This window comes from Telluria sp. AC161, from assembly GCF_979258535.1.
Genome location: NZ_OZ409861.1, coordinates 2,952,243 through 2,974,966 on the forward strand (window position 1 = coordinate 2,952,243; position 22,724 = coordinate 2,974,966).

Genomic DNA, 22,724 nt, shown 5'->3' on the forward strand with positions numbered 1-22,724 from the left:
TTCGCTAGTCGTCGTAGCTGCTCTCGCGCACGATCATCTCGACTGGCAGGGTTATCTGGGTGGCGTCCACGTCGCTCTGCTGGAGGCCGGACTGTTGAGAGTTGGTCTGTTGGAGCTCGGGCTTGGCGAGCAGCGCATCGACGCCGGCGCGACCCAGCGCTTCCTTGTCCACGCGCACGGTGCTCAGTGGCGGGATGGCGGCAGCGGCGGCGGCGATGTCGTCGAAGCCGACGATGGCGAGGTCGTAGGGAATCTTGAGGCCCTCGCCCAGGCAGTACTTCATCGCGACCAGCGCCGTGCTGTCGTTGTAGCAGAACAGCGCGTCCGGCCGCTTGGGCAGCGCCAGCAGGCTGCGCATCGCCTCGATCACGCCGTCGTCGCCCTCGCCCATGGTGGGCACGCTCACTTCGAGGCTCGGATCGGCATGCATCTTGGCGTCGAACAGCGCCTGGCGAAAGCCGCGGTTGCGCTGCCCGATGCTGTAGTGGGCCAGGGACCCCGACAGCATCGCGATGCGCTTGCGCCCGACGCGCAGCAGGTGCTGCGTGGCGAGGTAGCCGCCGCTGATATTGTCCGGATTGATCGACGTGAAACCGCGCCGGTGCATGTCGACCAGCACCATCGGCTTGCCGGTCTGCTGCAGGGCGGTGAGGATTTCCGGCTCAAAAAAGCCGGCGCACAGGATCGCGTCAGGCTGGTGCAGGCGGATCTGCTCCAGCACCGGTTCGGCCGGTCCGACAACGATCAGCGACAGCGCAATGCCCTCGCGCCGGCACGCTTCTTCGGCCCCGTGCAGCACGGGCGTGAAGAAGGGGCTGGACGTGAGGGTGTTGTGCTGGCTGTGGAGCAGGAAGGCGATGCGGCGGATCCGGCCTTTCTTGAGCAGCGAAAAGTCGTAACCCAGCCGCAGCGCCGCGTCGCGCACGGCCGTGCGCGTGGCCTCCGTCATGCCGCCCTGGTTCTTCAGCGCGCGCGAGACGGTGCCAATGGACAGCCCGGTGGCACTAGCGATGTGGCGCAGCGTGACCTGGCTCACAGGTGCGCCTCCGGCATGCCGGGCATCGTGATCATGGACATGATCGGTCTCCAATCGTTGGTTTAATAAACGCCTCTGCGGGCGTTTTTTGCGTCGTCCGGATGGCATCCGGCGCGCCTTGTTCCAGTGCGTTTTATAACAGCCGCGCCTTTGGAGCGTCAACGCGGGCAGACTAAACTGCCCGTGTTTTAGCGCGTTTTAGTAAACAAGGGGCACCCCAGAGTGCGGTGTGTTTACCGCGCTTCGAGCAGCTCCACTTCGGCCAGCTCGAACGCGGCGCCTTGTGCAAAGCGCAAACGGTACGCCTTGTACACGCCTGGCTTGGGGATACCGAATGGCCGCAGCTGACGCTCCCAGGCAAAGACTTCGTTCTCGCGCGTGTCGAGCGCCACCCAGCCGCCCTTGGCGTCCCGGCCCTCCAGCGTCCACGACACCTTGCCCAGCGGCGCCTTGCCGCCGGTAAGCGTGTAGTGGGTGATGCGCGCGCTCTTGGTCAGGTTGACACCGATGTTCGCTGCCGCCGGCACTTCCACGGCGGTGGCCGCGTCGTCGTCGGTCAGCGGCGCGGGGGCGCGCTTGCCGTCCAGCGTGAGTGTGGCGCCCTTGCTGCGGTCGGCCAGGCCTGCAGGGCGTTTGCCAACAGGCGTCAGCGATGCCGGCAAGTCACCTGCCCCGGTGCCCCAGGTCGATGGCGTGCTGCCCATCGTGAATTCCAGCGTCGCGCCCCCAGCGATGTCGTCGTGGCGGATCCATGGTTTGGTCCATGGCTTGCCATTGACGGTGAGCGACTGCACGTAGACGTTCTCCGGGCTGTTGCCATGCGCGATCACGGACAGCGTGCGGCCGTTTTCCAGGCGCACGTCGGTGCGCGCGAAGGCCGGCGAGCCGATCACGTATTCGGGAGAGCCCATCCGCAGCGGATACAGGCCCATCATCGCGAACGTGTACCAGGCCGACATCTCGCCATTGTCTTCGTCGCCCGCATAGCCTTGCCCGATCTCGCTGCCCAGGTACAGGCGCGCCAGGATGTCGCGCGTGATCTTCTGCGTCTTGGCCGGCTGGCCGGAGGCCGCGTACATCCATGGAATGTGGTGCGACGGCTGGTTGCTGTGCGCGTACATCCCCATGCGCACGTCGCGCGCTTCCGTCATTTCGTGAATCACCTGGCGGTAGCTGCCCGAGAACGCTGCCTGCGCCGTTTCGGGCGTGGCGAAGAAGGTGTCGAGGCGCTTGCCCAGCGCCGCGCGCCCGCCCATCAGGCTGGCCAGTCCTTCGGCGTCGTGCGGCACGGTGAACGCGAAGTTCCAGGCATTGGCTTCCGTGTAGTCGCCACCCCAGCGGCGCGGGTCGAACGCCTTGGCCGGCTCGCGCCACGCGCCCTTGGCGTCGCGGCCGCGGAAGAACCCCGTGGCCGGATCGTACAGGTGGACGTAATCGGTGGCGCGCGCGCCGAAGTAGGCGGCTTCTTCGCGGTAGCGGCGGCCACGCGCGGTGTCACCTTCCCCGCCGGCCAGCGCGGTGGCCATCTGCGCCAGCCCGAAGTCGTTCAGTGCGCCTTCGAGCGTCCACGACATGCCTTCATGAACCGACGCATCGGCATAGCCGCGGTACATCGACTTGCCCAGGCCCTTGCGCCCGACGTTCGACACGGGCGGTACCACGGTCGCGTTCTTCAGCGCCGCCTCATAGGCCTGGTGCGCATCGAAGCCACGCACGCCCTTGAGCCAGGCATCGGCGAAGGCGACGTCGGAACTGGTGCCGACCATCAGGTCGGCGTAGCCCGGCGACGACCAGCGCGCCACCCAGCCGCCATCGCGGTACTGCTGCAGGAAGCCATCGACCATTTCGCCGGCGCGGGTTGGCGCCAGCAGCGCGTAAGCGGGCCAGGTGGTGCGGAAGGTGTCCCAGAAGCCGTTATTGACATACACCTTGCCAGCGACGACGGGCGCCGAGGTGGTGTCGTCGTCGCCACCGGTCTTGGCCTGCGACCAGCCGCTCTGGTCGGCGTGGCGCCAGTCGGGCTGCTGCGCGCTGCCGACGTTTTCGTGGCCGACGTTCGGGTACAGGAACAGGCGGTACAGGTTCGAGTAGACCGTGGTCAGCTGGTCGTCGCTGGCGCCGTCCACTTTCACCCGGCCCAGTTCCTTGTCCCATGCCGCCTGCGCGCGCTCACGCACGGTGTCGAAGCCGGCGTCGCCGATTTCCAGCGCGAGGTTTTTCTGCGCCTGCTCGACCGAAATCAGCGACGTGGCGATGCGCATGCGCACTTCGCCGCCGTCGGCCCTGAACTTGATGTAGCCGGTCGGGCGGCCCGTCTCCAGGGGGCCGCTGGCCTGCCAGCGCTGGTCGAAACGGGCGAACACGAACATGCGCGTCGCGCCGTTGGACAGGCCGCTGCGCGTGTCGGTGTAGCCGCGCAGCGTCTGCGTGGCCGCGTCCAGGCGCAGACCGCCGCGCGCGTCGACGTTATCGAACAGCAGGTTGGCGTCACCTCCTTGCGGGAAGCGGAAACGGAAGATCGCCGCCCGCTCGCTTGGTGCAATCTCGGCGCGGATGCCGTTGTCGAAGTCCACGCGATACGTATGCGCGCGCGCTACTTCGTTATCGTGCGAGAACGACAGCGCGCGGCGCTTGCGGTCGGGATCGGGCTGACCGCTCGCGTTCGACGGCATGATCTGGAAGGTCTGGCGGTCGCCCATCCAGGGACTCGGCTGGTGGCTCAGCGACAGCGCCTGCAGGCGTGGCCGGTTGTTCTCGTCGTTCTGTTCGTTCCAGCGATACAGCCAGCTCAGGGTGCTGGCGTCGGTGGCGGGCGTCCAGAAATTGAAACCGTGCGGCATCGCCGTGGCCGGGATATTGTTCCCGCGCGAGAAGGTGCCGTTGGCTTGCGTGCCGCGCGTCGTCAGCACGTGATCCGTCGGACGCTTGGCTTCGGCGCGAGCCTGTTCGCCGATGACGATGTCATCGAGCCAACCGCTGGCGCCAGCGGCCGCGGTGGGTTGCAGCGCCAGCTCGATCGACTTGATGCGGCGCCCCGCCAGGCTGCCCAAGCGCACCGACTTGTGCGCCCACTGCTGCGGATACAGCGTGTTCGACTTGGCCTGCGCCGCCGCGTCGATGCGCACGCCGTGGTTGTCACGCAGGTCGAGGCTCGAGATGCGGCGGCCGTCGTCCAGCACCAGGTCCAGCGCCACGCCGGTGGAGGTGGCGATGTCGCCATCGACGATCTCGGGCAGCACGTTCCACGACAGGACCGTGTCGGCCTTGATCGCCAGATCGACCGCGAACAGCGGCAAGCGTCCGCCCTTGCCGTCCGCGCGATATTGCAGCGCGCGCAGGCCCGTGTAGCCGGCCTTCGCCTTGGCGGCATACGGTTTATCGGGACCGCTGCCCGGCGTGACACGGATGCCCTCGCCCGCGGCGGTGGCAGGAAGGGGTTCGTTCGCTTCGAACGAGCTGGCAAAACCGTTCGCAGTGCGGGGTTCGGCAGCATTGGCCATGCTGGCCAGCAGCATGGCCACGGCGGCGCCGATGGTGTGGGTCTTGTTCATGGGGTGATCTTCCAGGAAGTTGGGTTGGTCGCGCGCATGGCGTCACGCAGCGAACGGACATGGAGGGCGGCGCGCAGCACGCTGTCGCTGGCGGTGGAGGTCACGTGCACGGTGACGGGTTCGCCCGGCAGCACGGTCAAAGCATTGTCGTGGAACTGCGCGTCGACGTCGCCGGCATCGAGCCAGACGCCGCGCGCCAGTGTCGCTGCCGTGATCTCGATGCGGTAGCCGTCACTGTCCCGGTGCACGGTCGTGTGCAGGCCGGGATCGCGCCAGGCGACGTCCTTCGGCGGCACGAAATAGACGACGCCGGTCGATGCCGGTTCATCGGCCACCTGCAGCGTGAACACGGCGACGGTCGATGCCGGATCGGCGCCCGCGAGCAAGTCGGCGTCAGCATACGCGCCCACATCGCGCGCCGACAGCGGCGCGATGGTGACGGCCTCGCGCGCATCGCGCAGCACGGCGCCATCGAGTGACATCACGCGCGTGCGCAAGGTCCCCTGCACGGCGTGTGTGCGGTCGTTGAGGAGGCTGACGCGCGTGGCGCCGCGGGCATCGCGCAATGCCGCCACGGCGACCGGTGCAAAGAAGCGGCGCGCATGAAATTGCAGCGCTTTTGGGCGACCGAACCAGTCGATGCTCGACCACGATGCGCCCGGCCACACATCGTTGAGCTGCCAGTACAGCGAGCCCATTGTGTGAGGCCGGCTGCGGCGATGGTGCAGCGCGGCCAGCTCGATGCCGTCGGCCTGCATCACCTGGCTCAGGTAGGCAAACGCCGGAAAATCGACCGGCTCGCCAAACTGCTCCTGCACGTACTTCGTCAAGCGCTCGTTGCCCTTGCCGGCCATGAATTTCTGGTGCGCTTCGATAACCGGCGTGGCCACGCCCTGCTCGGTGCGCGTCGCAAACGCGTCGATCGTGCGCTGCACCGGCCACGCTTGCAGCCCGTATTCGGACATGAAACGCGGCGTGATGTCGAGGTAGTTGGACACCGGATGCGCCGGGTTGCCCCACACTTCCCAGTAGTGCATGTCACCGCTGCCAGGCGTGTTGGCCGCTTCCTGCAAATCGTTGCCGGGCGAACTCGACCAGTAGCCGATGCCGCCACCCTCTTCGGCCACCACGCGGCGCAGGTCGACGCCGAACAGCGCGACATACCCGTCCCAGACCTGGCTGGCAAAGACCGGATCGGCGCGCTCGAGCGTCTTGCGGTGGCCCCAGTTTTTCCAGGCGATCTCCTGCTCGTTATTGCCGCACCAGAGCACGACGCTCGGGCGGTTGCGCAGGCGCCGCACCTGGTCGCGCGCCTCGTGGACGACATTGGCGCGAAACGCCGGATCGTACGCCGGCTGCATCCCGCCGCCGAACATGAAATCCTGCCAGACCATCAGGCCCAGTTCATCGGCGAGGTCGTAGAAATCCTCGTCCTCGTAATAGCCGCCGCCCCAGCTCCTCAGCAAGTTCATGTTGGCGTCGGCGGCCGATTGCAGCACGCGCCGTAGCTGCTCACGGCGCACGCGCGGCTGGAACATGTCGAACGGGATCGTGTTGGCGCCCTTGGCAAACACGGGAATGCCATTGATGACAAAGTAGAAGCCCTGGCCAGCAGCGTCGTGGTCGCGCCGCAGTTCGACGCTGCGCAGGCCCGTGCGCGTAGCGTGCGTGGCAAGCGTGTTGTTGCCATGGCTTACCTCGAGCTGGTAGCGATACAGCGGCTGCTTGCCGTAGCCGTTCGGGAACCAGCGCTGCGGGTCGTCGATCCGCACCGGCATTTCAATGCGGTTGGCACCTGCGCGCAGGTCGATCTGCTTCGTTGCGGCGAGCGTGCGCTGGCCGCCGGGTGCCGTTTGCCACAGGCGCAGCGTGAAGCGCCCGGCGCGCACCACATCGAGCGAGGCGATGGCGGCGACGTCGGCGCGCATGGCGTCGACGCGGTCCTGGCGCAGCTGCAGGTCGTCGATGCGCACGGCATCCCAGCTGTGCAGCACGACGGGTTTGCCAATGCCGGCCGTGACGTAGCGCGGGCCCCAGTCCCAGCCATAGTGGTAGCCGGGTTTGCGCACGAAGTTCGCGCTCAGGACATCCTTGGGTTCATCGCCATATGGCGACGCGTAGTTGCCGGCGATCTTGTGCGGCATCGCAGCGACCTGCGGCAGCATCGTGTTGATCGGTGAGCGAAATACGATGCGCAGGATGTTGCCGTGTTCGCGCAGGCGGCCTGCCACCGGCACGCGCCAGGTGCGAAACGCATTGTTCGCATCGAGCAGCTTGACGCCGTTGAGCCAGACTTCGGCAAAGGTGTCGATCCCGGCGAATACCAGTTCGCTGCGCGCGCGCTGCAGCACCGCGCGCGGCACGTCGAAGGCGGTGCGGTATTCCCAGTCGGCCAGGCCGATCCACTGCAGGCCCGCTTCGGGCGCGCCGACATACGGATCGGGGATCAGGCCGTGGGCCAGCAGGTCGGTGTGCACGGTGCCCGGCACCGTGGCGGCGCGCCATGGCATGAGGTCGGGATGCGCCGCTTCGCGCGCGTCGCCCGGCAACAGGTGGAAGCGCCAGCCCCCGTCGATGACGAGCTTGTCGGATGGGTTGGCCAGGGCAAGGCCTGCGCAAAAGAAAAGAAGCAGGCCGGCGCACAGCGCGCGCCAGCCGCCGCCGGCCGTCGAGATCGTGTTGATCCGGTCGTTCATGGCGTGATCCTGGAAAAGAGACACTGTCCTGCGTTCAAACCAACCTGATTGTGTGGCGAACCCGGGGTTCGTTGGACGCGTGGACGGGGAACCCGTCCACCCTACGTGTGTGGCAAATCCCGGGTTCGTTGGACGCGTGCGGCAAACCCCGGGGTCGTTGGACGCGTGTGACAAACCCGGGATTCGTTCGACGCGTGTCCCGCGGGCGGTAGGGTGGACGGCTACGCCGTCCACGCGTTCAACCCAACGTGATTGTGTGGCAAACCCGGGGTTCGTTGAACGCGTGACCCCGGCGAGCATCGATACGGACTAGAACTTGTAGTTCAGGCCCATATACGCCACACGACCGGCGTAGTTGTTGCTGTAGAAGCGCGACTTGGTGTCGTTGCCCAGGTACGAGTGCGACTCTTCCTCGGTGGCGTTCAGGACCGATGCGGTCAGGCTCAGCTGCGGCGTGAAGTTGTACGACGCGTTCAGGTCGACCTGGCTGTACGGCGCCTCATACACGTTCAAGCCGTTCATCAGGCCGTTGACCACCAGGCCGCGGCGGTTGTACGACGCGCGCAGCATGAGCCGGTCGGTCGAATAGAACACCGTCACGTTGGCCTGGTTCTTGGCGCTGCCCACGAGCGGCGAGGTGCCGATCTCGGTGCCGTCGGCCAGCGTGATCGCGGCCTGGTTGGTCTTGTTGTACGTGTAGTTGACCTGGAAGCCGATCCCGTTGTCGAACGTGTGCTGGGCATACAACTCGATGCCTTTCGACACTGCGTCGCGCCCGCCGGCACTGGTCGCGTAGTTCTGCACCGCGATCGCCTCGCCACCGAGGTTCAGGTTGACGTCACGCACGACCGGCACCGCGAAGTTCTGGACGTTCTTGCGGAAGATGCCGGCGCCGAGCACCGAGCCGCGGTGGAAGTACCACTCCAGGCCCAGGTCGTACTGCGTGGCCTGGTACGGCTCGAGATCCTTGTTGCTGCCCGAGCCGAACCAGCCCTGGCGGTCGCCCCCGCCGATCAGGCGGCGATCGTTGACGTATTCCTGGCTGTAGTTGCTCAGGGCGCCCGGCGCGCCGATATCGTTGTAGCTCGGACGTGCCACGACCTTCGAGGCGGCGCCGCGCAGCAGCAGCGTGTCGGTCAGGTCATACGCAACGTTCAGGCTTGGCAGCACGTCGGTGTAGGTGCGGTCGAGTGAGCTGACGACATAGGTCGACACATGGCCGGTGGCCGGATTGGTTTCGCTGTCCGGCACGACCGTGAAGCCACTCGTGCAACCCGAGCCGGCAGGTGCGCCAGCGGCCGGCAGGCCACCGGCCAGGCATGGCGCCGGCGTGCCGTCGGGACCGTCGAAGAAGTAGTCGTTGTAGTAGTCGACCTTGTCGGTCGAATCGGCATGCTGGCGGGTGCGCACGACGCGCACGCCCAGGTTGCCGCGCAGGCGGTCGGTCTTGAAATTGCCCTGCAAGTACATCGACGTGATCTTTTCATCCACGTTGTAGATGAAGTTTTCTTCGTTGCGGGTCTGCATCTCGCCATACGTCTGGTTCAGGTACGAGATATACGCCGGGTAATTAATGCCCGGGAAAGCGCTGGCTTTCAGGCCGCCCGTCAGGTTGCCCAGCGATTCGTCGTACAGGAATTCTGGACGGAACTGGTTGGCCGATGCGTCGCAGCCGTTCTGGTAGCGGCTGTCGTAGTCGGCCGGATTGGCGCCCTTGCAGACCCAGTAGTTGTTGCCGGTGCTGCGACTGGTGCCACCATCGCGGTACTTGGCGCCGAACTGGACCGAGTCGAGCCAGTTGCTGTCGGCGTGCAAGGTCAGGTCGGCCTGCGCGTAGTTCTGTTCGGTGCTGTTGCGGGTCCAGGACGACGAGGTCGAACCCAGGTCGATCTCACCAATGCCATTGCGCAGGTTCTGCATCAGCTCCGGTGCGAACGTCATCGTTGGCTTGCCGCTCACGTCCCACGAGGTGGCCGTATTACCCAGCGACCAGCTGCCGTCGGCATTCTGCCGGCGTGGCTTGATCGGCATGCCGAATTGCAGTTCCGGACCACCCTTGGCCCAGGTGCGGCCAGCCTTGAAGGTGGCGTCGACGGACTCGCCCTTCCATTCGACTTCGAAGTCGGCCGTCTGCGACAGCGCCTTCTCGCGGCTGTAGCCGCCGGCGATCTGCGGGGTCGGGATCGTGCAGTCGTCCGGACCGAAGCCGCCGGTGTTGGTGAGGCCGGCAGCGCCAGCCTGCGCGCTGTTGCAGTAGTACGCCTTGCCCGGGCGCGCGCTGTACTGCGCGCCGGTGACGACGGTGCCGCTCGGGTCGAACGTGAGGCCGTCGAGCAGGCGCCCGCCCGGCCAGTTGCCGTCGCCGTCGTAACGCGCGATATTCCATTCCGGGACCTTCAGCTGGTTCAGCTGGGAATTCTGCTGCAGGTCGAAGCGGAAGTAGTTGGCCGTCATGTTCAGGTTACGCAGCGGCTTGAACTGCAGCGGGACCTGCCCGCCCTTGCGCTCGCGCTCGGTGGTGCGCACGTCCAGCGCGACGGCGGTCGGCATCGCGAACTTGGTGTAGTACTTGCCCGACTGGTCGTAGAAGCCCGACTGGCCCCACCAGAACGAATTGAGTTTCGATGGCTGGCCATCGGCGCCCACCGGCGGCTGCGCCTTGTAGTCGTCGGCATACCATTGCCAGTTTTCGGTGCTCGCGCCCATCGTGCGTGTGGTGCGCTTTTGCTGGGTGTAGCCGACCAGCACGCCGAAGCGGTTGCTCTCGTCGTGCCACGCGTACTGGCCGGAGAACTGCGGGTCGGTCTTCTTGGTGGTATCGGCCCAGGTGCCTTCGGCGTTGACGAAGCCCGTGCCCGACTTGACGTCGAGCGGCCGGCGCGTGCGCAGGATCACCGTGCCGCCGATGCCGCCTTCGTCGAAGCGCGCTTCGGACGTCTTGTACAGCTCGGCGCTGGCCAGCATGTTCGACGGCATCAGCATGTAGTTGAACGAGCGCGACGGATCGCCATTCGATTCGGCGGTGGCGACGTAGTTGCCGTTCAGCTGGGTCAGGGTCAGGTCGGACGACAGGCCGCGCACGCTGACGTTCTTGCCTTCGCCGCCACTGCGGGTGACGACCACGCCCGGCACGCGCTGCAGTGCATCGGCCACGTTCTTGTCCGGGAATTTGCCCACGTCTTCGGCGGTCACCACCTCGACAATGGAATTGGCTTCGCGCTTCTGGTCGAGGCTTTTCTCGATGGAGTAGCGGAAGCCCGTCACCACCACCGTCGACGGGCTGGCAGCGGCTGGCTGGTCGGCAGACGGCGCCTCGGTGCCAGCAGTTGCAACTGCGGTTGCGGCCGGGGCCGTCTGCACTGCGCCTGGCTGGGCTGCCGGCGGCTGGACCGGCTGGTCGGCCGGCATGGTCTGGGCGTGCACGGTGGACAGCGACAGCAGCGCGAGGCTGACGGCCATGGCGATGGGCGTGACGCTGCAGCGCTGCCGTGAAGCGCGGTGGGTGTGTGAATGCATGTGTGTCTCCTGGTCGTGCCCTGTATGGGCTATCTTTTATGGCGGCAGCTGGTCCGGGCGGCCGTCAACCGGCAGCCTTTGCGCACCGCAACGTGAAGCGTCCGATGTCATCGCCAGCGCGACACCTTCTCAGGGTGTCGCCTGCCGGCCTGTCGCAGATTTACTAAACGGCGGGCATCTCTTCTGCATGTCGCAGGGGTCGTGCAAACCGGTACCGCAAATTTATACAAGTAGTGTGTGAAGCCTCAACAAACTTTGGCGGTTTGCGTGAAGTTTAGTGCCGTTTAGTAAACGACGAGTGCACAATTTGCCTCCAGGAATTTTTCATGGTGTGTACACGCCCTCTGGCATCTCCATGATTTCTCCACATTGTGGGCGCAGGATGTGTTTCATGCCCACCAAGGAGAACACCATGAACCGCATCATCCGATCCAGCCTGGCCGTCGGCCTTGCCATCACCCTGCCACTGTCAGCCAGCCTGGCGCACGCCGCCGAACAACCCGACTGCCGTGGTACCAGCAGCAAATGCGCGCCGCCACCACCGCCGCCTGCGCCACCGGCACCGCCAGTGGGCGCAATGGCACCGGCGGCGCCGCCGGCACCGCCGGTTGGCGCCCCGCCGCTACCTCCACCACGGGGTGGTCACGCACTGAAAGACAGGCCAGCGCCGCCGGTACCTCCAGCACCACCGGCGCCACCGGCGAACGGCAAGCGGACCGCTCCACCGCCGCCACCGCCACCGCCAAGCGCAGGGATGCCTGACGCGCCAGCGCCCGCACCGGCTGATGGACCAGTCCCCAAACCGGTAGCAAGGTAACCGGACGCACCGCAGCATGCGACTTGACTGATGTTATGTTGCGGTGCAAAATAGCTGGCTATGACCGTATCGTCCCTCCCCGCCACCCAGCTCCGCCGCGCCCAACGTGCTCACAGCACGCGTCGCGCCGTACTGCGGCTGGCTGCGGCATCCTTCCCGGGATGCGGACTGCCACGCGGTTATTTCTGCTCAGTAACACCCCCGTAATACACCTTCCCCCATTGCACGTCCATGCACCGCCGTCATCACGATGCCGGTGCGTTGTCGTTCGTCTTGCTGCGCCCTGCTTCGTGCACGGCGCTCCCATTTCTTGCACTCGGCTGTTACAGCCCGGGAAGGTATCCTCATGGTATTTCAACACATCCGCCAGGACTGGTTCTCCAACGTCCGTGGCGACCTGCTTGCAGGTATCGTCGTCGCTCTGGCCCTCATCCCCGAGGCCATTACGTTTTCCATCATTGCCGGCGTCGACCCGAAGGTCGGCCTGTACGCGTCGTTCTCGATCGCGACACTGATCGCCTTTTTCGGCGGGCGCCCGGGCATGATTTCCGCTGCCACCGGCGCCATGGCGCTGATCATGGTCTCGCTCGTCAAGGAGCACGGCCTCGATTACCTGCTCGCCGCCACCATCCTGACCGGCGTGCTGCAGATCGTCGCCGGCTGGATCAAGCTCGGCCGGCTGATGCGCTTCGTCTCGCGCTCGGTGATCACGGGCTTCGTCAACGCCCTGGCGATCCTGATTTTCCTCGCGCAGTTGCCTGAACTGACGAACGTCACGTGGCACGTGTACGCCGTCACCGCGGCCGCGCTGGCCATCATCTACGGCTTGCCGTACCTGACGCGCGCCGTGCCGTCGCCGCTGGTCGCGATTGTCGTCATGACGGGCGCGTCGATCGCGCTGGGCCTGGACATCCGCACCGTCGGCGACATGGGCCAGCTGCCGGACAGCCTGCCATCGTTCCTGATCCCGAACGTGCCGTTCAGTCTCGAGACGCTGCAGATCATCTTGCCGTACTCGGCCACGCTGATGCTCGTGGGCCTGCTGGAATCCCTGATGACCGCCACGATCGTCGACGACCTGACCGATACCCGCAGCAACAAGAACCGTGAATGCATCGGCCAGGGCATCGCCAACGTCGCCACCGGCTTCATCGGCGGCATGGCCGGCTGCGCGATGATCGGCCAATCGGTGATCAACATCAAATCCGGCGGCCGCACACGCCTGTCGTCGCTGGCAGCCGGTGTCGTCCTGCTGCTCATGGTCGTGTTCCTGGGCGACTGGGTGCGCCAGATCCCGATGGCGGCGCTGGTTGCGGTGATGATCATGGTGGCCATCGGCACGTTCAGCTGGGGCTCGATCAGCAACTTGCGCGCGCATCCGACCAGTTCCAGCATCGTCATGCTCGCCACCGTCATCGTCACCGTGGCCACGCACGACCTGGCCAAGGGTGTGCTGGCGGGCGTGCTGCTGTCAGGCGTGTTCTTTGCGCAGAAAGTCAGCCGGATGCTCGGCGTCACCTCGCGCGTCGAGGCTGACCAGAACGGCGGCGAAGTCCGCCACTATCTGGTCAGTGGCCATGTGTTCTTCGTGTCGTCCGACCAGCTCGTCCATGCGTTCGACTACAGCCCGACGCGCGCGACCGTGCACATCGACCTGAGCGATGCGCATTTCTGGGACATCACTGCCATCGGCGCGCTCGACAAGGTCGTGCTGAAACTGCGCCGCGCCGGTGCGCAGGTGGTCGTGCATGGCCTGAACGAAGCCAGCGCCACCTTGATGACCCGGTTTGCCATCCACGACAAGGACGGCGCCGAAGGCATGCTGGCCGGGCACTAATCAGATCGTGGCGCAGACGGGCGTCATGATGTTGGCAGATTGATTACAATCAGCGCCTATTTCATGCCCCTGGAGGCGCCATGTTCGACTTCGATCTACCCTGGTGGGAGCTGATCGCGCGCGGCGCGATCGTCTACTGCGCGCTGCTCGCCATGATGCGCATTGCAGGCCGCCGTACGGTCGGGCAATTCACGCCGTTCGACCTGCTGGTGGTGATGCTGTTGTCCGAATCCGTGTCCAATTCGATGACGGGTGGCGACGAATCACTGCTCGGCGGGCTGGTCATCGCCGCGACGCTGGTGGCGCTGACCGTGCTGATCGCCTTTCTCACATCGCGCAGCCGCAAGTTCGAGAAATTCGTCGAAGGCAGTCCCGTATTGATCGGCCGCGATGGCGTGTTCTTCGAAGAGGTGTTGAAACGCTGCCGGCTGTCGCAGGACGATGTTGAAGAAGCGCTGCGCGGTGCCGACTGTCCGCGCCCGAAGATGAAGTGCGCGTTCCTTGAAGCAAACGGCTCCATCAGCATCATGCAGAATCCACAGTAGATCAGCTTGCGGCGCGCTCCGCCAGCAGCCGCCCCCAAGCGGGAATCGCGGCGCGCCAGAATGCCTCAATGGAATCTGGCGCTGGCCCGTCGAGCGCAAGCCCCAGAAACGCTGCAGTCTCCATCAGCACGCCGATTGCGGCAGGCGCATCGCCTGCCGTGACGGCGAGCGCGCCCGTCTGCTTCGACAATTTTTCTCCGTTGCTGTTGCGTACTACCGGCACGTGCAGGTAGCGCGGCGTCGGTGCTTTCATGAGCCGCTGCAGATGGATCTGGCGCGGTGTCGAATCGAGCAGATCTGCGCCGCGCACGATGTCGGTCACGCCCTGATCGATATCGTCCACCACGACGGCCAGTTGATAGGCCCAGAACCCGTCCGCGCGCTTCAGCACGAAGTCGCCGGCATCACGCGCCAGATGCTGCGTGACGGGTCCGGCGAAACGGTCAACAAAGGTGATGGCATCCTCGCCCGCCGCCGGGACGCGTACGCGCAAGCTGCGCATGGTGCGGCCCGGGCCGAGGCCATGGCGGCAGGTACCGGGATAGATGGCACTGCCGTCGGGCGCCACGCCGATCCGCGAATCGGCAATTTCGCGCCGGTTGCAGCCGCACGGATAGGTGGCACCCTCGATGCGGGCGGCAGCGGCCGCATATAAATGCTTGCGTCGGCTTTGCCAGACGATGTCGCCGTCATGCTGCATGCCCAGCGCGGCCAGCAATTGCAGGATGCCTTCGGCCACGCCGGGCACGCTGCGGCCTTCGTCGATGTCTTCGATGCGGATCAGCCAGGTGCCGCCATGCCAGCGGGCATCGAGGTAGCTGGCCATGGCCGCGACCAGCGAACCGGCATGCAGCGGCCCGGAAGGCGATGGCGCAAAGCGGCCGATGTAAGGATTGCTCACTGCCGGCTGCTTATTTCTTCGGTTGCTTTTCGTGGGCGGCGATGATGCCGGCGACCTGGCCATTGACGGCATTGGGCACTGCCATCGAGAGCTGGTAGTGGACGATCTCGAAGCCTGACTTCGTCTTGCGCAGCACGCCACTGGCCATCGCCGGCCCCATGTTCTTCGTATCGAGCAGCTCGTCGAACCAGATCAGCGATTTGTCGGCCGACGCATAGACATTGCGGCGCGTGGCCTTGAAGGTCCAGGCCGACTTGGCATCAAAATATTTCTTGGCCCACGCCTTGAAGGCGTCGCGCGTCCACAGCTCGGTGCGGTCGGTGCCGATATACACGCCATCCCTGGCGATCTTGTCGAAGTACGCCGTGCGTGCGTTGGCGGCATCATCATGCCAGCCGTCGACGAAGGCATTGACGTCGCGCGTGAGGGTCGCATCGGTGGCGGCGTGCGCAGCACCGCCCAAGCCCAGCGACAAGGAAAGGCACAGGAAACAGGCGGCGAAAAAGCGTTGCATGGTGGTTTCCTCGATGACGGTCATGAGCGAAACATTCTACACATGCACGCGACACGCCGTGGCACTACCGCTTCGCCGGTTCGGGTTGATGCTCGATGCCGAGCACCGTGGCCTCATGCGGGCCGTCAGGCTGCTGCCACGACATCCGCCCGCCGACACGTACGCCCAGGAGCGCCATACCGGCCGGTGTGAGCACCGATAACCGCTCGGCGGTGTCCTGCATATCGTTCGGGTAACTCAACGTCATCGTTTCTTCTTCGCTGGCGCCGGCCACGCGAAAGCGCACGCGCGAATTCATGGTCACGACGTCGGGCGGCATCTCCCACGGCTCGACCAGTTGCGCATGTTCGAGTTCACCCAGCAGCGCGTCGCGCGCCCTGGCCTGCGCTGGCGAAAGCCGGTCGAGTACACGCTCGAGGCGCTCGAGGTCCAGCCATGAAACAACCATTGAATCACTCATTTCAGTCTCCACGATCAACTTTGAAAGAGCCGGCTTGCCGCTACGGTGGCGGCGCCTGGCTACGGCGCTACGAACTGATGCCGTAAGCCGCTCGGCCATGGGCTGCGCGGAGTAATCCCAGCCGCGCCAGCGTGCGTGCACCAAGGGGTTCGCCTGATCGGGAAGACATGGAATGTTTCATCGTGGCAATTTATACTGATGAGCTCAGTATAGACCTCTTCAGCGGCAATGCCAGGGGTCGGCCAACGAAATATTTTCGCTGCATGCGCCCATGAAAAAAGCGGGCCGCAGCCCGCTTTTTAGCGATCGAACGGGCGGATTAACGCTTGTCGATTTCCGGCACGTCACGCGCCGGCGAGCCGACGAACAGCTGACGTGGACGGCCGATCTTCTGCTCTGGATCGGCGATCATCTCGTTCCACTGCGCGATCCAGCCGATGGTACGGGCCATCGCGAAGATGCCGGTGAACATGGTGACCGGGATACCCAGCGCCGATTGCACGATACCCGAGTAGAAGTCGACGTTCGGGTAGAGTTTACGCGACACGAAGTATTCGTCTTCGAGGGCGATGCGTTCCAGTTCCATTGCCAGCTTGAACAGCGGGTCGTCCTGCAGGCCCAGCTCTTCCAGCACTTCGTGGCAGGTTTCGCGCATCAGCTTGGCACGCGGGTCGAAGTTCTTGTACACGCGGTGACCGAAGCCCATCAGCTTGACGCCCGAGTTCTTGTCCTTGACCTTCTCGATGAAGGCCGGGATGTTCTCGACGCTGCCGATTTCCTTCAGCATGTTCAGGGCGGCTTCGTTCGCGCCGCCGTGGGCAGGGCCCCACAGGCAGGCGATGCCGGCTGCGATACAGGCGAACGGGTTGGCGCCCGACGAACCGGCCAGACGGACGGTCGAAGTCGATGCGTTCTGCTCGTGGTCTGCGTGCAGGATCAGGATGCGGTCCAGAGCGCGCACCAGCACGTCGTTGACCTTGTACTCTTCGCACGGGTTGGCGAACATCATGTACATGAAGTTGGCGCTGTACGACAGGTCGTTGCGTGGGTACACGAACGGCTGGCCGACGTTGTACTTGTAGGCCATTGCGACCAGGGTCGGCAGCTTGGCGATCAGGCGGATTGCCGAGATTTCGCGCTGCTTGGCATCGTTGATGTCCAGCGAGTCGTGGTAGAACGACGCCAGCGCGCCGACCGTACCGACCAGCACCGACATCGGGTGCGCGTCACGGCGGAAGCCACGGAAGAAGAAGTTCATCTGCTCGTGGATCATCGTGTGCTTGGTCACGGTGTCGGTGAACAGGTCTTTTTGCTCTGCGTTCGGCAGTTCGCCGTTCAGCAGCAGATAGCAGGTTTCCAGGAAGTCGCAGTTGACGGCCAGTTGCTCGATCGGGTAACCGCGGTACAGCAACTCGCCCTTGTCACCGTCGATGTAGGTGATGCTCGAGTTACAGGCGGCGGTCGACATGAAGCCAGGATCGTACGTGAACTTGCCGGTCGCGCCGTACAGCTTGCGGATGTCGACGACGTCCGGGCCGATGGTGCCTTTGTAGATCGGCATGTCAATCGACGGGCTGCCGTCCGAGAACGACAGGGTGGCTTTGGTATCAGAGATGTTCATGGCACTTCCTTCTTGTGGGAGTGGGTCTACAAAATAAAACGAAACCGGGGGGCGTCGCGACGTGCCGCGTAGGCGAATCGGGTGCCCATAGTTCGCTTACGCTAGCCGCAGCTTCGCCAGCAAGGCGTGCACGTGCGGCAGGTCGAGCTCGCCGGAGGGCTCATTGCGCCCCAGCAGCAGGTCCAGCAACGGGTTGTCAGCCAGATCAAGCAGGCGCGTCAGCGCATCGACCTCGTCGTCGGTCAGTTCCTGTTCGTGCGCGTCGAGAAAGCGCGTCAGGATCAGATCGTTCTCGAGCAGGCCACGACGTGCACGCCAGCGCAGGCGCGAACGGTTGGCAGGATCGGCTTGATGTGTAATCACATTAAAATCCGTTGTTGGTTCGACATCATACTCCGGCTGCCATGATTCGGCAGTACGGTACTTTTACGGTAGTGCGCCGGTGTTGTTCGCCGGAGCGGGTATGCACACGTGCGTTGAACGCGTGGACGGCATAGCCGTCCACCCTACCCGATCAACGCACGTCTGAATACCGGATAACACGTGCGACGCTAATTGCTGCGCCGCACGCATACATCGCTTAAATCGCGCGACGCACCAGCAGTTCCTTGATCTTGCCAATCGCCTTGTTCGGATTGAGGCCCTTCGGGCACACGTCCGTACAGTTCATGATCGAGTGGCAGCGGAACAGGCGGTACGGATCTTCCAGGTTGTCCAGGCGATCATTGGTCGCTTCGTCGCGCGAGTCGGCGATGAAGCGGTACGCTTGCAGCAGGCCGGCCGGACCGACGAACTTGTCCGGGTTCCACCAGAACGACGGGCACGAGGTCGAGCAGCAGGCGCACAGGATGCACTCGTACAGACCGTCGAGCTCTTCGCGCTCTTCAGGCGATTGCAGACGCTCTTTTTCAGGGCGGATCGACTCGTTGATCAGGTACGGCTTGACCGAGTGATACTGCTTGAAGAAGTTGGTCATGTCGACGATCAGGTCGCGCACCACCGGCAGGCCTGGCAGAGGACGCAGCACGATCGGCTGGGTCAGCTCATTCAGGTTGGTCGTGCAGGCCAGACCGTTCTTGCCGTTGATGTTCATTGCGTCCGAACCGCACACGCCTTCGCGGCACGAGCGGCGCAGCGCCAGCGAGTCATCGACATCGGCCTTGATGCGCTGCAGGACGTCCAGCAGCATCTTGTCGGTGTCTTGCAGCTCGACCGAAACGTCTTGCATGTAAGGCTTCGAATCCTTGTCCGGATCGTAGCGGTAAATCTTCAGTTGGACAGTGCGTGCCATGTTTTTACCTATCTCATCACGGCCGCCGGGCGACAATCGCCCGGTAGCCACAAAATATTTAGAAAGTGCGTGCTTTCGGCTTGAAGGTCTCGACCGTCAGCGGCTTTTGCACAACGCCCTTGTACTCGAGGCGGTTGCCTTCGGAGAAGAACAGCGTGTGCTTCATCCAGTTCGCGTCGTCACGGGTTTCGTAATCGCTGTGGGCGTGGGCGCCGCGCGATTCCTTGCGGGCCTGGGCCGACACGATGGTCGCTTTCGCGGTCTCGATCAGGTTGTCCAGCTCGAGCGCTTCGACGCGGGCCGTGTTGAACACCTTCGACTTGTCCTTGAACGACACGTTCTTGCGACGCTCGTCGAGCACCATGATTTCCTTGACGCCCTGCGTGAGCAGCTGGTCGGTGCGGAACACGCCGCAGTACTTCTGCATCGTGGCGCGGATATCGTTGGCGACGTGCTGCACTTTTTCGGTGCCGGTCGACGTTTCGAGGCGGTTCAGACGGTCCAGCGCGAAGTCGGCAGCATCAGCCGGCATCGGCTTGGCGACTTTCTTCTTCAGGTCGGACGCAACGACGTGGTTGCCGGCCGCGCGGCCGAACACGATCAGGTCCAGCAGCGAATTCGTGCCCAGGCGGTTCGCGCCGTGGACCGAGACGCAGGCGCATTCGCCGATCGCGTACAAACCACCCACGATCTTCTGGCCGCCCGTACCGTCCGGTGCCACGACCTGACCATGGATATTGGTCGGGATGCCGCCCATCTGGTAGTGAATCGTCGGCACGACAGGAATCGGTTCCTTGGTCGCATCGACGTTGGCGAACTTGTGGCCAATTTCGAGGATCGAAGGCAGACGCTTCTTGATCGTGTCGGCGCCAATGTGACGCAGGTCCAGCAGCACGTGGTCCTTGTTCGGACCGCAGCCGCGGCCTTCCTTGATCTCCTGGTCCATCGAGCGCGACACGAAGTCGCGTGGCGCCAGATCCTTCAGCGTCGGCGCATAGCGCTCCATGAAGCGTTCGCCGTTACTGTTGATCAGGATACCGCCCTCGCCGCGCACGCCTTCGGTGATCAGGACGCCCGCACCCGCCACACCGGTGGGGTGGAACTGCCAGAACTCCATGTCCTGCAGCGGCAGGCCGGCACGCGCCGCCATGCCCATGCCGTCACCGGTGTTGATGAAGGCATTGGTCGATGCGGCGAAGATACGGCCTGCGCCGCCGGTGGCGAAGATGGTGGTCTTCGCTTCCAGGATCATCACGTCGCCGGTTTCCATTTCCAGGGCCATCACGCCGACCACGTCGCCTTCGGCGTCGCGGATCACGTCCAGCGCCATCCATTCGACGAAGAAGTGGGTGCGGGCACGGACGTTACGCTGATACAGCGTGTGCAGCAGCGCGTGACCGGTACGGTCTGCCGCTGCGCAGGCGCGCTGGACCGGCTTTTCGCCGAAGTTGGCCGTATGGCCGCCGAACGGACGCTGATAAATCGTGCCGTCAGGGTTACGGTCGAACGGCATGCCGAAGTGTTCCAGCTCGTAGACGACCTTCGGTGCTTCGCGGCACATGAATTCGATCGCATCCTGGTCGCCCAGGTAGTCGCCACCCTTGACGGTGTCGAACATGTGCCAGTACCAGTCATCCTCGCTCATATTGCCGAGCGACGCGCCGATGCCGCCCTGCGCTGCCACGGTGTGCGAGCGGGTCGGGAAGACTTTCGACAGGACAGCAACGTTCAGGCCGGCTTCGGCCAGTTGCAGGGATGCGCGCATGCCGGAACCGCCGGCGCCCACGATGACCGCGTCAAAACGACGGGTAGGAATTGCAGTTTTGATAGCTGCCACGATTACACACTCCAGAGAATTTGCACGGTCCAGGCGGCGCAAGCGAGCAGCCAGAAGATCGTTGCCAGCATCAGGAACAGACGCAGGCCTGCCGATTTAACATAGTCCATCCAGATATCGCGGATGCCGACCCAGGCGTGGTAGTACAACGCGAGGAAGGTCACCAGCGAGAACAGCTTGAACCATTGGCGGGAGAACAAGCCTGCCCAGCCTTCGTACGTGAAATTCTGCCCGGTCAGGAAAGCGACCAGCAGGATGACCGTGTAGACCGCCATGACGATGGCGGTGACGCGCTGCGCCAGCCAGTCCTTGACGCCGTAGTGTGCGCCAACGACAAGGCGGCGCGGGCCGATATTATTCTTGGTTGCCATGATTTAGAACACTCCGAACAGTTTCAGGCCGACCAACGCGGTCAGCACCAGGCTGATGACCAGGACCCAACGGGCGGTCGACTGGGCTGCATCCTTGTCCAGGGCCAGGTGATTGTCCATGAACAGGTGACGGATGCCGGCGGTAAAGTGGTGCAGGTAAGCCCACGACAGGCCCAACAGGATCAGCTTGGCGAGCGGGTGCGAAACGATGCCGGCAAAGTAGCCGAACGACGATTCCGACAACAGGCTTTGCTGGAACAGGTACAACAGGAAAGGCAAGGCCAGGAACATGCCGGCGCCGCTGACGCGGTGCAGGATCGACACGATCGCCGATGGCGGCATGCGATATTTGCTGGTGATATCGGTGATGCCGATATTGCGGAACTCCGGCCGCCCCTTCTGCTTTGCTTCTCTCACGGCTTCGGACATGATGGTACACCTCCCTTATGACAACAATTTTTATGTGAGCCCTATGGATTTTCGCTGATTTCCCTGTCCTGGTCCGTTCACGCGACGCCAGGTGGGCGGGACAGCGGGCGTAGGACCGGGTCATGTCCGCCGCACACCCAAAACCAAACTATTTTAGTCGCTCTTGCCGACTTTCGCTGCGGCCGATATTTACCGCCGCAAAGTATTTCTATACTGCTGAGTTAGTTATCAGGACAGCTCGTTCTGATAGTGATGTTGTTCCGTCAAGTACATCCCGCGGCGCAGCTCGACCGCCTTGTCGCCGTAGGTGAACGAGACCCGCTCACCACACAGCAGCGGCGTGCCCTCGGGTACCTTCAGATAATCCGCCGTGGCGGCATCGGCCGCGACCGCGCGGATCTTTTCCGTCGCGCGGATCATGCGGGTGCCAAATTCTGTTTCGAACAGGCCGTACATCGGGCCCTTGTACTCCACCAGGCGCTCGGCACTCAGGCCCTTGAACAACTGGCCCGGCAGCCACAGCTCTTCGAGAATGGTCGGCTTGCCCTCGAACGACTGCACCCGCTTGATGTAGACGACGGCGTCGCCCGCTTTCAGGTCGAGCAGGCGCGCCACCTCGGCCGGGGCCCGGATGCGCTTGACTTCGAGGAAGCGGTTTTCGGGATGGTGCGGCAGGCCTTCGTCGGGCCGCAGACGCAGGAAGCGAAAATGCGCGCGCTCTTCGGCGTGGCTGGCAACAAACGTGCCCTTGCCCTGCCGGCGCACGACGAGGTTCTCGGCCGCCAGCTCATCAATGGCCTTGCGCACCGTGCCCTGGCTGACCTTGAAACGACCGGCCAGCTCGACTTCGCTCGGCATCATCTCGCCCGGTTTCCACTCGCCGGCCTGCAGGCTTTTGGTGATCAGGGCCTTGATCTGCTGGTACAGCGGCCGGAAGGACGGCGAGCCGCTGGCGGCAGGGTCGGCAGCCGGATTGGACGAGGTGGAATTCATAGACCGGGATTTCACCACAAAAGTGACATACCGTCCAGCTTTTGAGGCATTCAGATATCTGTCTTATATAAGACATAAGATATGAATTGACAGCGTTCATGGGGCAGGCATACACTCATGCCCGACCGGGAGTCGGTGGCACTCTTGCCAGAGTACGCGCGCGACACCCGCGATTGACTTTTGAATAGCCCGGCCGACGCTTTTTGTTATCATTGCAGTCTGATTAAAGTCTGATTGCAGCTGAGCCCTACAAGCGTATGCTCGGCGTCGACCTCGGTGCAAACCGTTTTCATTCCCACTTTTGGAGAT

Annotated in this window: 17 protein-coding genes; 3 read left to right on the plus strand and 14 right to left on the minus strand. The window is 64.1% G+C overall.

The annotated features are described in order from the left end of the window. Window positions 1-4: 4 nt before the first annotated feature. The 4 genes from ACZ0AJ_RS13260 to ACZ0AJ_RS13275 all read right to left on the minus strand — a co-directional run bounded on the left by ACZ0AJ_RS13260 (window position 5) and on the right by ACZ0AJ_RS13275 (window position 10,799). Window positions 5-1,036, minus strand: a complete 1,032-nt coding sequence (locus ACZ0AJ_RS13260; protein WP_499454972.1) for a LacI family DNA-binding transcriptional regulator — start codon at window positions 1,034-1,036, stop codon at window positions 5-7. Between the two features lie 233 nt (window positions 1,037-1,269). After that, window positions 1,270-4,587: a GH92 family glycosyl hydrolase gene (locus ACZ0AJ_RS13265; protein WP_499454973.1), complete on the minus strand. Its 3,318-nt coding sequence runs from the start codon at window positions 4,585-4,587 to the stop codon at window positions 1,270-1,272. After that, window positions 4,584-7,283 (minus strand): beta-mannosidase, encoded by a 2,700-nt coding sequence (locus ACZ0AJ_RS13270; protein WP_499455064.1) that lies wholly within the window; start codon window positions 7,281-7,283, stop codon window positions 4,584-4,586. Before ACZ0AJ_RS13270 ends, ACZ0AJ_RS13265 begins: the two co-directional genes overlap by 4 nt. Before the next feature lie 309 nt (window positions 7,284-7,592). Then, entirely contained in the window at window positions 7,593-10,799 is a 3,207-nt protein-coding gene (locus ACZ0AJ_RS13275) for a TonB-dependent receptor (RefSeq protein ID WP_499455066.1), read from the minus strand. 384 nt (window positions 10,800-11,183) lie between these two features. Between ACZ0AJ_RS13275 and ACZ0AJ_RS13280 the strand changes: the two genes are divergently transcribed. The 3 genes from ACZ0AJ_RS13280 (at window position 11,184) to ACZ0AJ_RS13290 (ending at window position 13,998) form a co-directional block, all read left to right on the plus strand. Next, window positions 11,184-11,561 carry a hypothetical protein gene (locus ACZ0AJ_RS13280; RefSeq protein WP_499454977.1) on the plus strand — a complete coding sequence of 126 codons (378 nt, stop codon included), beginning with the start codon at window positions 11,184-11,186 and terminating at the stop codon, window positions 11,559-11,561. Window positions 11,562-11,962: 401 nt separating this feature from the next. Then, entirely contained in the window at window positions 11,963-13,453 is a 1,491-nt protein-coding gene (locus ACZ0AJ_RS13285; protein ID WP_499454978.1) for a SulP family inorganic anion transporter, read from the plus strand. Window positions 13,454-13,533: 80 nt separating this feature from the next. After that, entirely contained in the window at window positions 13,534-13,998 is a 465-nt protein-coding gene (locus tag ACZ0AJ_RS13290; protein ID WP_499454979.1) for a DUF421 domain-containing protein, read from the plus strand. A 1-nt stretch (window position 13,999) separates the two neighbouring features. Here the strand turns inward: ACZ0AJ_RS13290 and gluQRS are convergent, their stop codons facing one another. From gluQRS to ACZ0AJ_RS13340, 10 genes are all read right to left on the minus strand, one after another. Then, window positions 14,000-14,899, minus strand: coding sequence for a tRNA glutamyl-Q(34) synthetase GluQRS (gene gluQRS, locus ACZ0AJ_RS13295; protein WP_499454980.1), 900 nt, complete (start codon window positions 14,897-14,899; stop codon window positions 14,000-14,002). A 10-nt stretch (window positions 14,900-14,909) separates the two neighbouring features. Beyond that, window positions 14,910-15,413 (minus strand): nuclear transport factor 2 family protein, encoded by a 504-nt coding sequence (locus tag ACZ0AJ_RS13300; protein ID WP_499454981.1) that lies wholly within the window; start codon window positions 15,411-15,413, stop codon window positions 14,910-14,912. Between the two features lie 64 nt (window positions 15,414-15,477). Beyond that, entirely contained in the window at window positions 15,478-15,873 is a 396-nt protein-coding gene (rnk, locus tag ACZ0AJ_RS13305; RefSeq protein WP_183555467.1) for a nucleoside diphosphate kinase regulator, read from the minus strand. 319 nt (window positions 15,874-16,192) lie between these two features. Next, entirely contained in the window at window positions 16,193-17,494 is a 1,302-nt protein-coding gene (gene gltA, locus ACZ0AJ_RS13310) for a citrate synthase (protein WP_183555468.1), read from the minus strand. A gap of 96 nt (window positions 17,495-17,590) precedes the next feature. Continuing rightward, entirely contained in the window at window positions 17,591-17,857 is a 267-nt protein-coding gene (locus ACZ0AJ_RS13315; protein WP_183555469.1) for an FAD assembly factor SdhE, read from the minus strand. A 217-nt stretch (window positions 17,858-18,074) separates the two neighbouring features. After that, on the minus strand, window positions 18,075-18,785 hold the full coding sequence (locus ACZ0AJ_RS13320) for a succinate dehydrogenase iron-sulfur subunit (protein ID WP_183555470.1): 711 nt from the start codon (window positions 18,783-18,785) through the stop codon (window positions 18,075-18,077). A gap of 58 nt (window positions 18,786-18,843) precedes the next feature. Beyond that, a complete protein-coding gene (sdhA, locus tag ACZ0AJ_RS13325) occupies window positions 18,844-20,622 on the minus strand; it encodes a succinate dehydrogenase flavoprotein subunit (protein WP_499455071.1) in 1,779 nt (592 codons plus the stop codon). 2 nt (window positions 20,623-20,624) lie between these two features. Next, window positions 20,625-20,993, minus strand: coding sequence for a succinate dehydrogenase, hydrophobic membrane anchor protein (gene sdhD, locus ACZ0AJ_RS13330; RefSeq protein WP_258835073.1), 369 nt, complete (start codon window positions 20,991-20,993; stop codon window positions 20,625-20,627). 3 nt (window positions 20,994-20,996) lie between these two features. After that, complete coding sequence (sdhC, locus tag ACZ0AJ_RS13335; protein WP_499454983.1) at window positions 20,997-21,422, minus strand: succinate dehydrogenase, cytochrome b556 subunit; 426 nt, start codon at window positions 21,420-21,422, stop codon at window positions 20,997-20,999. A gap of 228 nt (window positions 21,423-21,650) precedes the next feature. Beyond that, window positions 21,651-22,415: a GntR family transcriptional regulator gene (locus ACZ0AJ_RS13340; RefSeq protein ID WP_183555474.1), complete on the minus strand. Its 765-nt coding sequence runs from the start codon at window positions 22,413-22,415 to the stop codon at window positions 21,651-21,653. Window positions 22,416-22,724 lie beyond the last annotated feature (309 nt).

Bases quoted from the DNA above. Each gene is read 5' to 3' on its own strand.
- ACZ0AJ_RS13300 (WP_499454981.1), bottom strand. From the start codon at position 15,413: ATGCAACGCTTTTTCGCCGCCTGTTTCCTGTGCCTTTCCTTGTCGCTG.
- sdhC (WP_499454983.1), bottom strand. From the start codon at position 21,422: ATGTCCGAAGCCGTGAGAGAAGCAAAGCAGAAGGGGCGGCCGGAGTTC.
- ACZ0AJ_RS13340 (WP_183555474.1), bottom strand. From the start codon at position 22,415: ATGAATTCCACCTCGTCCAATCCGGCTGCCGACCCTGCCGCCAGCGGC.
- ACZ0AJ_RS13285 (WP_499454978.1), top strand. From the start codon at position 11,963: ATGGTATTTCAACACATCCGCCAGGACTGGTTCTCCAACGTCCGTGGC.
- rnk (WP_183555467.1), bottom strand. From the start codon at position 15,873: ATGAGTGATTCAATGGTTGTTTCATGGCTGGACCTCGAGCGCCTCGAG.
- sdhD (WP_258835073.1), bottom strand. From the start codon at position 20,993: ATGGCAACCAAGAATAATATCGGCCCGCGCCGCCTTGTCGTTGGCGCA.
- gltA (WP_183555468.1), bottom strand. From the start codon at position 17,494: ATGAACATCTCTGATACCAAAGCCACCCTGTCGTTCTCGGACGGCAGC.
- ACZ0AJ_RS13275 (WP_499455066.1), bottom strand. From the start codon at position 10,799: ATGCATTCACACACCCACCGCGCTTCACGGCAGCGCTGCAGCGTCACG.
- ACZ0AJ_RS13265 (WP_499454973.1), bottom strand. From the start codon at position 4,587: ATGAACAAGACCCACACCATCGGCGCCGCCGTGGCCATGCTGCTGGCC.
- ACZ0AJ_RS13290 (WP_499454979.1), top strand. From the start codon at position 13,534: ATGTTCGACTTCGATCTACCCTGGTGGGAGCTGATCGCGCGCGGCGCG.
- ACZ0AJ_RS13270 (WP_499455064.1), bottom strand. From the start codon at position 7,283: ATGAACGACCGGATCAACACGATCTCGACGGCCGGCGGCGGCTGGCGC.
- ACZ0AJ_RS13320 (WP_183555470.1), bottom strand. From the start codon at position 18,785: ATGGCACGCACTGTCCAACTGAAGATTTACCGCTACGATCCGGACAAG.